Origin of the sequence: Thauera phenolivorans (genome assembly GCF_001696715.1) — a bacterium.
Classification (GTDB): Bacteria; Pseudomonadota; Gammaproteobacteria; order Burkholderiales; family Rhodocyclaceae; genus Thauera; species Thauera phenolivorans.
Genome location: NZ_MBFM01000003.1, coordinates 482,109 through 490,760 on the forward strand (window position 1 = coordinate 482,109; position 8,652 = coordinate 490,760).

Consider the following 8,652-nt stretch of genomic DNA (forward strand, 5'->3'; position numbering starts at 1 on the left):
CCCGCGTTCAGGGACGCCAGAAAGCCGGTGTCAGCACCACCAGCAGGGTAAAGATCTCGAGCCGGCCGAGCAGCATCGCGAAGATGCACACCCAGGTCTGGAAGTCGTCGAGCACCGCGTAGGTGGTCGCCGGGCCAACCGCGCCCAGCCCCGGACCGGTGTTGTTGATGCAGGCGACGACCGCGCTGAAGGCGGTGATCGCGTCGAGGCCGGTGAGGGCGAGCAGCAGGGTCAGTACGACGATGCACACCATGTAGACGAAGGCGAAGGCGAGCACCGCGAAGAGGATGTTCTGCGGTGCCACCCGGCCGCCGATGCGCACGCTGTGCACCGCGTTCGGATGCATCGCGCGCACGATCTCGCGATAGACCTGCTTGTACAGCAGCAGGGCGCGCGCCATCTTGATGCCGCCGCCGGTCGAGCCGGCGCTGGTCGCGAAGCTGCACAGGAACAGCATCCACAGCGGGGCGAAGATCGGCCACTGGGCGTAGTCGACGCTGGCATAGCCGGTGGTGGTGGCGATCGATACGACGTTGAAGGCCGCATGGCGCAGCGCGCTCGCCCAGTCGGGATAGACGTCGTTGGCGCGGATGAAGAAGGCGACCGCGAGGATCGAGAACAGGCTGACCGCGATGAACCAGCGCGCCTCCGGGTCGTTCACGTAGGGCCGCAGCGAGCGCCCGTGCACCGCGAGGAAGAGGGTGCCGAAGTTCATGCCGGCGATCAGCATGAAGGCGACCGCCACCGCCTCGAGCGCCGGCGAGTCGAAGTGACCGAAGCTCGCGTCGTGGGTCGAGAAGCCGCCCAGGCCCATGGTCGAGAAGGAGTGGCAGACCGCGTCGAACCAGCCCATGCCGGCGAGCCGGTAGGCCAGCAGGCATAGCAGGCTGGTGCCGAGATAGACGACGTAGAGGCCCTTCGCGGTCTCCGAGATGCGCGGGGTGAGCTTGGCATCCTTCATCGGTCCGGGCGTCTCGGCCTGGAACATCTGCCGCCCGCCGATGCCGAGCAGCGGCAGGATCGCGATCGCGAGCACGATCAGGCCCATGCCGCCCAGCCACACCAGCTGGTGCCGCCACAGGTTGATCGACATCGGCAGATGGTCAAGTCCGGACAGCACGGAGGCGCCGGTCGTCGTCAGGCCCGACATCGTCTCGAAGTAGGCGTCGGTGAAGCCGAGGCCGAGCTCCAGCATCAGCGGCAGGGTGGCGAAGGCGGGCAGCACGGTCCACACCAGCACCACCATGAGGAAGCCGTCGCGCACGCTCATCTCGCGGCTGGCCCTGCGGTAGCGCGCCCACAGCAGCAGGCCGCACAGCATGGTGAGGCCGAAGGCTTCGTCGTAGGCGGCGTGGGCGCCGTCGCCGACGGCATAGGAGAGCAGCAGCGGCGGCAGGAAGCTGAGCCCGAACAGCATCACGATCATGCCGAGGGCGCGCAGGACGGGGGCGAAGCGGTTCACCGCGGGGCCTCAGGTCACGAACCGGTAGCCGACCCCGGTTTCGGTCAGGATGTGGCGCGGCTGGGCCGGGTCGTCCTCCAGCTTCTGGCGCAGGTGGCTGATGTAGATGCGCAGGTAGTGGCTGTTGTCCCCGCCCGAGGCGCCCCAGACCTCGCGCAACAGCCTGCGCTGGGTCAGCACCTGGCCGGGATGGCCGAGCAGGATCACGAGCAGGCGGTACTCGGTCGGCGTCAGGTGAACCGGCTCGCCGTCGCGCTCCACCCGCCTTTGCGTCAGATCCACCTTCACCCGGCCGAAGGCGAGCTGCGGCGGCTGCGCCGCCGCCGCCGGCTGGCGGCGGAGCAGGGCGCGCACGCGGGCGCGCAGCTCGCCGACGCCGAAAGGCTTGGTGAGGTAGTCGTCGGCGCCGGCGTCGAGCGCATTGATCTTGTCGTGCTCCTCGGTGCGCGCGGACAGCACCAGCACCGGCGCCTGCGACCAGCCGCGCAGGCGGCGGATGAAATCGACGCCGCTGCCGTCGGGCAGGCCGAGGTCGACGATCGCGAGTTCGGGCGGAGCACTCGCGGCCCCGGCGAGGGCGGCGGCGAGCGTGCCCGCCTCGAGCACGGCGCAGCCCTCTTCCTCGAGCGCGAGGCGCACGAAGCGGCGGATCTGCGCCTCGTCCTCCACCAGCAGCACGCGCGGCACGGGCTCGTTCATGAGACCTCCAGTTCCAGCCGCGGCGGTTCGCCCCGGGGCAGGCCGAAGACGACGCAGGCGCCGCCCCCGCTGCGCGTTTCGGTGCGGATTGTGCCGCCGTGGGCGTCGACGATCGCGCGGCAGATCGCCAGGCCGAGCCCGGTGCCGGGCGTGTTCGCGGCGAGCGGGCCGCGGACGAACATGCCGAACACGTGGCCGTCGTCCCCGGGCGGGAAGCCGGGGCCACGGTCGCACACCGCTACCTCGACCGTGCCGTCGGCGATGGCGGCGGTGATCGCGATCCCGGAGGCGGGCGGCGAATACTTGGCCGCGTTGTCGAGCAGGTTGCACAGCACCCGCTCGATCAGCACCGCGTCGAACGCCAGCAGCGGCAGTTGCGCCGGCAGTTCGACCCGCACGGGGTGACCGGCGAGCGCATCCTGCAGCAGCTTCAGGCTGCTGCCGACGACCTCCTCGAGCGGCTGCCATTCCTTGCGCAGGCGAATCGGCCCGGCCGAGAGGCGGGCCATGTCGAGCAGCTTGGTCACCCGCTCGGCGAGGCGCGCGGCCTGGTCGCGCAGCGCGGCGGCGGTCTCGAGCGCCGGCGCGGGCAGCGGCGGCTTCACCAGGGTCAGGGAATCGGCGAGGCCGACGAGCACCGTCAGCGGCGTGCGCAGATCGTGCGAGAGCGCCGACAGCACCGAGCTGCGCAGACGCTCGGTCGCCGTCTCCAGCTCGCTGCGCTGCGCGACCTCGACGTAGTGCAGGCGCTCGATCGCGATCGCGGCGAGCGAGGCGAGCGCCTCGAGCAAGGCGGGCTCGTCGTCGTGCCCCGCGGCGAACGGCGGGAGTCGAAGCGCGAGCACGCCGCGCACCGCCATCGGCGCGGCGAGCGGCAGGTACACGGTTCCGGGCGCGGCCGGGGGGCGGAGGGTCTGCCCCGTTTCGCGCGCGCGCGCGGCGGCCGCTTCATCGAACCACGCGAGGGCCGCGCCGGGCGCGGGCAGGGCGTCGACCCGCAGCCGGCTCTCGCCGCCGAGCTCGTCCGCGACGAAGGCGCGCACCGCCTCGTCGACCTGCCCGGGTGCGAGCGCGCCCGCGAGCCGGCGTGCGACCTCGTACAGCGCGCGGCTGCGCCGCTCGCGCGCACCGGCGACCTCGGCCTGCCGCTTGAGCCCGGCGGCGAGGTGGGCGGTGAGCAGCGCGGTGGCGAGCATCACCGCGAAGGTGATCAGGTACTGCAGGTTGCTGACCGCGAGCGAGAAGCGCGGCGGCACGAAGAAGACGTCGAACAGCACGACGGCGAGCACCGCGGCGACGATGCCCGCTTCCCGGCCGAGACCGACCGCCACCAGCAGCACGGTGAGCAGGAAGGGCATCACCATGTTGGCGAGGTCGAGCGTGCCGCTCAGCGGCGCCGCGATGAGCGCGGTAGCCGCGCAGGCGAGCGCCCCCAGCACCATGCGCTGGGGGCGGTTGAAGCGTTCGGCAGCAGGCTTGGCAATCGGCATGGGGCGATCCTCCCGGAGCGGTCGGCGCGCGCTCCGGATCTGCGAACGATTCTGACAAAGCCGGTGTAAAAACGGCGTATAGATTGGCCCGCGTCGGGACGACGCATCGGCCGCCGCAGGCTTGATCCAGATCATGTCCGGCGCGCGGGCCCGGTTTATAGTGTGCAGCGCACAACAAAATTCGTGCATTCCCGCCGCCCGCCGGGCACCCCGGCGCATGCGGCCAGTCGCCGAGGACCCGACGTGACCCGCATCATCGACATCACCGAGCTCGCGCTGCGCGACGCGCACCAGAGCCTGCTCGCCACCCGCATGGCGCTCGAGGACATGATCCCGGCCTGCGCCGACATCGACCGCGCAGGCTACTGGTCGGTGGAATGCTGGGGCGGCGCCACCTTCGACGCCTGCATCCGCTTCCTCAACGAGGACCCCTGGGAGCGCCTGCGCACCTTCCGCCGCCTGCTGCCGAATTCGCGCCTGCAGATGCTGCTGCGCGGGCAGAACCTGCTCGGCTACCGCCATTACGAGGACACGGTGGTCGACCGCTTCGTGGACAAGGCGGCCGAGAACGGCATGGACGTGTTCCGGGTGTTCGATGCGCTCAACGACATCCGCAACCTGCAGCGCGCGATCGCCGCGGTGCGCCGCACCGGCAAGCACGCCCAGGGCACGATCTGCTACACGGTGAGCCCGCTGCACACGGTGCAGGGCTTCGTCGACATGGCGCAGCGCCTGGTCGAAATGGGGTGCGACTCGATCTGCCTGAAGGACATGGCGGCGCTGCTCAAGCCCCAGCCCGCCTACGACATCGTGCGCGGCATCAAGCAGGCCTGCGGCGAGGACGTGCGGGTGCATGTGCACACCCACGCCACCACCGGCGTCACCCTGGTGAGCCTGATGAAGGCGATCGAGGCCGGCGCCGACTGCGTCGACACCGCGATCAGCTCGCTGAGCATGGGCCCGGGCCACAACCCTACCGAGAGCCTGGTCGAGATGCTCGAAGGCACGGGCTTCGAGGCCCGCCTCGACAAGTGCGCGCTCAAGCGCATCCGCGACCACTTCGCCGCGGTGCGCCCGCGCTATGCGGAATTCATGTCCAACATCCATGGCGTCGACACCGACATCTTCGACAGCCAGATTCCGGGCGGCATGATCTCCAACATGGAGAGCCAGTTGAAGCAGCAGAAGGCCGCCCACCGGCTCAAGGAAGTGCTGATCGAGGTGCCGCGGGTGCGCGAGGACGCGGGCTTCCCGCCGCTGGTGACGCCGTCGAGCCAGATCGTCGGCACCCAGGCGGTGTTCAACGTCATGATGGGCCGCTACAAGGCGGTCTCGGGCGAGTTCGCCGACCTCATGCTCGGCTACTACGGGGCGGCGCCTGGCGAGCGCGATCCCGAGGTGGTCGCGCTCGCCGAGGCGCAGGCGAAGAAGCCGCCGATCGAGTGCCGGCCCGCCGACCTTCTCGAGCCCGAATGGCAGGCGCTGCGCGAGGCGGCGATCGCGTTGCCCGGCAGCGACGGCAGCGACGAGGACGTGCTGACCCACGCGATGTTCCCGCAGGTCGCGCCCAAGTTCTTCGCCAGCCGCGCCGAGGGCCCGAAGAACCTCGGCAAGGCGCCGGCGGACTCCGCCGCGGCCGCAGGAGGCGCCGCGCCTGCCGCCGGCAGCGCAGGCAGCGGGCCGGTGCGGGCGCCGATCACCTACGACGTCAGCGTCAATGGCCGCTCCCATCGCGTCTCGGTGACACCGGTCGGCTGAGTGCGGCGCGCGCCGCGCACGACATCCCACGCAATACGAAGGAAGAGGGTCGCATGAACAGCATGCAGGACAAGATCGCCGATCTGCAGCGCCGGCGCGCCGAGGCAGAAGCCGGCGGCGGCACCGAGCGCCAAGCCAGGCAGCGCGAGGCGGGCAAGCTCACCGCGCGCGAGCGGGTCGCCGCGCTGGTCGACGCCGACAGCTTCGACGAGGCGGGCCTGTTCGCCACCCACCGCGCGACCCTGTTCGGCATGGCGGACAAGGTGCTGCCGGCCGATGGCGTGATCACCGGCGCCGCGGCGGTCGACGGCCGCCTGGTGCATCTGGCGAGCCAGGACTTCACCGTCGCCGGCGGCTCGGCGGGCGAGGTGCATTCGACCAAGGTCGCCGAGATCATGCACATGGCGCTGAAGACCGGTTCGCCCTTCGTCTTCATCAACGACTCGGGCGGCGCGCGGGTGCAGGAAGGCATCGACTCGCTGTCGGGCTACGGCAAGGTCTTCCACGCGAATGTGCTGCTGTCGGGCGTGGTGCCGCAGGTGGCGCTGGTGTGCGGCCCGTGCGCGGGCGGCGCGGCCTACAGCCCGGCGCTCACCGACTTCATCATCCAGACCCGCCAGTCCCAGCTCTTCATCACCGGGCCGCAGGTCATCCGCCAGGTCACCGGCGAGAAGGTGAGCGCGGAGCAGCTCGGCGGCCCCGACGCCCACATGCGCCTGTCGGGCGTGATCCACTTCATCGCCGAGGACGACCGCCACGCGGTGCTGCTGTGCCGCAAGCTGCTGAGCTTCCTGCCCGCGAACAACCTCGAGGACCCGCCGCAGGTCGCCGGCGACCCCGCGGTGGAGCCGAACCCGCTGCTCGAGACCCTGGTGCCGGCGCAGGCGCGCCAGGCCTACGACGTGCGCCGGGTGATCGCCGCAGTAGTGGATTTCGCCGACTTCCTCGAGGTGCAGGCCGGCTTCGCGCCCAACATCGTGGTCGGTTTCGCCCGCATCGGCGGCTGCACGGTCGGCGTAGTCGCCAACCAGGCCCTGGTGCAGGCCGGCGTGCTCGACATCGACGCCTCGGACAAGGCGGCGCGCTTCATCCGCTTCTGCAATGCGTTCAACATCCCGCTGCTCACCTTCGTCGACGTCCCGGGCTTCCTGCCCGGAGTGCGCCAGGAGCACGCCGGCATCATCCGCCACGGCGCCAAGCTGCTGTTCGCCTACGCCTCGGCGACCGTGCCCAAGATCACCGTAATCCTGCGCAAGGCGTATGGCGGCGCCTACGTGGCCATGTGCAGCAAGGATCTCGGCGCCGACCGGGTGTTCGCCTGGCCGACCGCCGAGATCGCGGTGATGGGCGCGGAGGGCGCCGCCGAGATCGTGTTTCGCAAGGAGATCGACGAGGCTGCGCAGCCGGAGCAGAAGCGCCGCGAGCTGATCGACGATTACCGCGAGACCTTCTCGAACCCATACGTGGCCGCCGCACGCCGGCTGGTGGATGCGGTGATCGAGCCGGCGCTGACGCGCCGTCACGTCGCCCAGGCGCTGGAGTACCTGCGCAACAAGCGCGAACTGCGGCCGCAGAAGAAGCACGGCCTGATGCCGCTGTGAGGAGGACGCGATGAACGACACTGAACGCCTGCTCACGGTGATCGAGGCGCTGCGCGCGGAGGTGCGCAGCCTCGGCGAGCGCGTCGCCGGCCTCGAGACGCAGCTCGTCGCCGCCCCGAATGCGCGCTCGCCCGCCGCCGCCGGCGTGGCCGGGGAGGGGCCGACCGAGGAGGAGCTGCTCGCGATTTCCGCCGCGATCGCCGCCTTCCTCGGCTGCCGCGCGAAAATCCGCCAGGTGAGGTTGGTGCGCTCGGCGACCTGGGCCCAGGTCGGCCGGGTCAACATTCAGGCCTCGCACCACGTCCATTGAGGGAAAGCGCGTGAAACTCCGCATTCAGATCAACGACAAGACCTTCGAGGTGGACGTGGAGGTCGCCGAGGCCGACCACGCCACCCTGCCGCCGGCCTATCCGGTCGGCTCGGCGGCGCTCGCCGGCAGCTTCGCCGGCGCCCCGCCGGCGTCAGGCACGATGACGGCGCCGCCCGCGGATGCGGCCGGCGCGGCGGTGGACGAGGAGAAGGTCTGTCGCAGCCCGGTGTCGGGCATCGTCATGCGCCTGATCGCCCAGCCCGGCCAGAGCCTGCAGGTGGGCGACCCGCTGATGGTGCTCGAGGCGATGAAGATGGAAACCAACATCACCGCGCCGATCGCCGGCCGCGTCGCCGCACTGCGCGTGGCGCAGGGCGACAACGTGCAGGCCGGGCAGGTGGTGGTGGAGTTCGAGTAGGGGGCGGGAGGCCGGCTCCTGTGCTAGGAATGAATTACCGCATTCGGTGCACGACCCCGGGCATCCACCGGGCAAGGAGGCGATCATGACCGGCGCACAACTTCCGAACGAACGACTGGAGACGCTGATCCGCGACTATTGCGCGGCGTGGAGCGAACCCGATGCCGACAGGCGACTGGAGATACTGCACCAGGTGTGGTCGCCCGACGGCATCTACACCGACCCCAACGGTCACGTCGAGGGCCGGCCGCATCTGTCGGCGCACATCGGCAAGGTCCTCGCCGAATCCCTGCCGGCGGGCGCGCGCATCGTGCCGGCGAGCCATGCCGACGCGCATCACGACGAGTTCCGCTTCGCCTGGAAGTCGGTGCTGCCCGACGGTTCGGTGTCGCTCGAGGGCGTCGACTTCGGCGAACTGGATTCGCACGGCCACATCCGGCGCATCGTCGGTTTCTTCGGCGCGCTGCAACCGATCGGGGCGTCGCCGCCCGGCGCGACAGACGCCGCGTGAACGGAATACTGCCGGCGCCGCACGCATGCGCGACGCCGGCAGTGCGGTCCGGCCTCAGGCGAGGTCGAAGCGGTCGGCGTTCATCACCTTGGTCCACGCGGCGACGAAGTCACGCACGAACTTCTCCTTGCTGTCGTCCTGGGCGTAGACCTCGGCATAGGCACGCAGGATCGAGTTGGAGCCGAACACCAGATCCACCCGGCTCGCGGTCCACCGGGTGGCGCCGGTCTTCCGGTCGACGATCGCGTAGCTGTTGCGCCCGGTCGGCTTCCAGCTGTAGGCCATGTCGGTGAGATTGACGAAGAAGTCGTTCGTCAGCGTGCCGGCGCGGTCGGTGAACACGCCGTGCTGGCTACCGCCGTGGTTGGTGCCGAGCACCCGCATGCCACCGACGAGGACGGTC

8 protein-coding genes and 1 pseudogene are annotated in these 8,652 nt (G+C 70.6%); 5 read left to right on the forward strand and 4 right to left on the reverse strand.

Annotated features, from left to right (window positions below; all coding sequences use genetic code 11):
• Positions 1 to 7: 7 nt before the first annotated feature.
• From BB334_RS09185 to BB334_RS09195, 3 genes are read right to left on the reverse strand one after another with little or no spacing between them, the layout of a single operon-like run.
• A complete protein-coding gene (locus BB334_RS09185; RefSeq protein WP_198531213.1) occupies positions 8 to 1,462 on the reverse strand; it encodes a TrkH family potassium uptake protein in 1,455 nt (484 codons plus the stop codon).
• Positions 1,463 to 1,471: 9 nt separating this feature from the next.
• Complete coding sequence (locus BB334_RS09190; protein ID WP_068807492.1) at positions 1,472 to 2,161, reverse strand: response regulator; 690 nt, start codon at positions 2,159 to 2,161, stop codon at positions 1,472 to 1,474.
• Complete coding sequence (locus BB334_RS09195; RefSeq protein ID WP_068807494.1) at positions 2,158 to 3,651, reverse strand: DUF4118 domain-containing protein; 1,494 nt, start codon at positions 3,649 to 3,651, stop codon at positions 2,158 to 2,160. The genes BB334_RS09190 and BB334_RS09195 overlap by 4 nt, the downstream gene beginning before the upstream one ends.
• 243 nt (positions 3,652 to 3,894) lie before the next feature.
• Between BB334_RS09195 and BB334_RS09200 the strand changes: the two genes are divergently transcribed.
• The 5 genes from BB334_RS09200 (at position 3,895) to BB334_RS09220 (ending at position 8,249) form a co-directional block, all read left to right on the forward strand.
• Positions 3,895 to 5,409 carry a methylmalonyl-CoA carboxytransferase subunit 5S gene (locus BB334_RS09200; protein ID WP_068807497.1) on the forward strand — a complete coding sequence of 505 codons (1,515 nt, stop codon included), beginning with the start codon at positions 3,895 to 3,897 and terminating at the stop codon, positions 5,407 to 5,409.
• Between the two features lie 62 nt (positions 5,410 to 5,471).
• Complete coding sequence (locus BB334_RS09205; RefSeq protein WP_083200376.1) at positions 5,472 to 7,010, forward strand: acyl-CoA carboxylase subunit beta; 1,539 nt, start codon at positions 5,472 to 5,474, stop codon at positions 7,008 to 7,010.
• 10 nt (positions 7,011 to 7,020) lie between these two features.
• Positions 7,021 to 7,320: a hypothetical protein gene (locus BB334_RS09210; RefSeq protein WP_088179167.1), complete on the forward strand. Its 300-nt coding sequence runs from the start codon at positions 7,021 to 7,023 to the stop codon at positions 7,318 to 7,320.
• 10 nt (positions 7,321 to 7,330) lie between these two features.
• Entirely contained in the window at positions 7,331 to 7,738 is a 408-nt protein-coding gene (locus tag BB334_RS09215) for an acetyl-CoA carboxylase biotin carboxyl carrier protein subunit (RefSeq protein ID WP_068807504.1), read from the forward strand.
• 85 nt (positions 7,739 to 7,823) lie between these two features.
• Positions 7,824 to 8,249: a nuclear transport factor 2 family protein gene (locus BB334_RS09220; RefSeq protein ID WP_068807507.1), complete on the forward strand. Its 426-nt coding sequence runs from the start codon at positions 7,824 to 7,826 to the stop codon at positions 8,247 to 8,249.
• A 54-nt stretch (positions 8,250 to 8,303) separates the two neighbouring features.
• Here BB334_RS09220 and BB334_RS17960 read toward each other — a convergent pair.
• Positions 8,304 to 8,652 (reverse strand): annotated as a pseudogene (locus tag BB334_RS17960) (catalase-peroxidase); the annotation flags it as partial.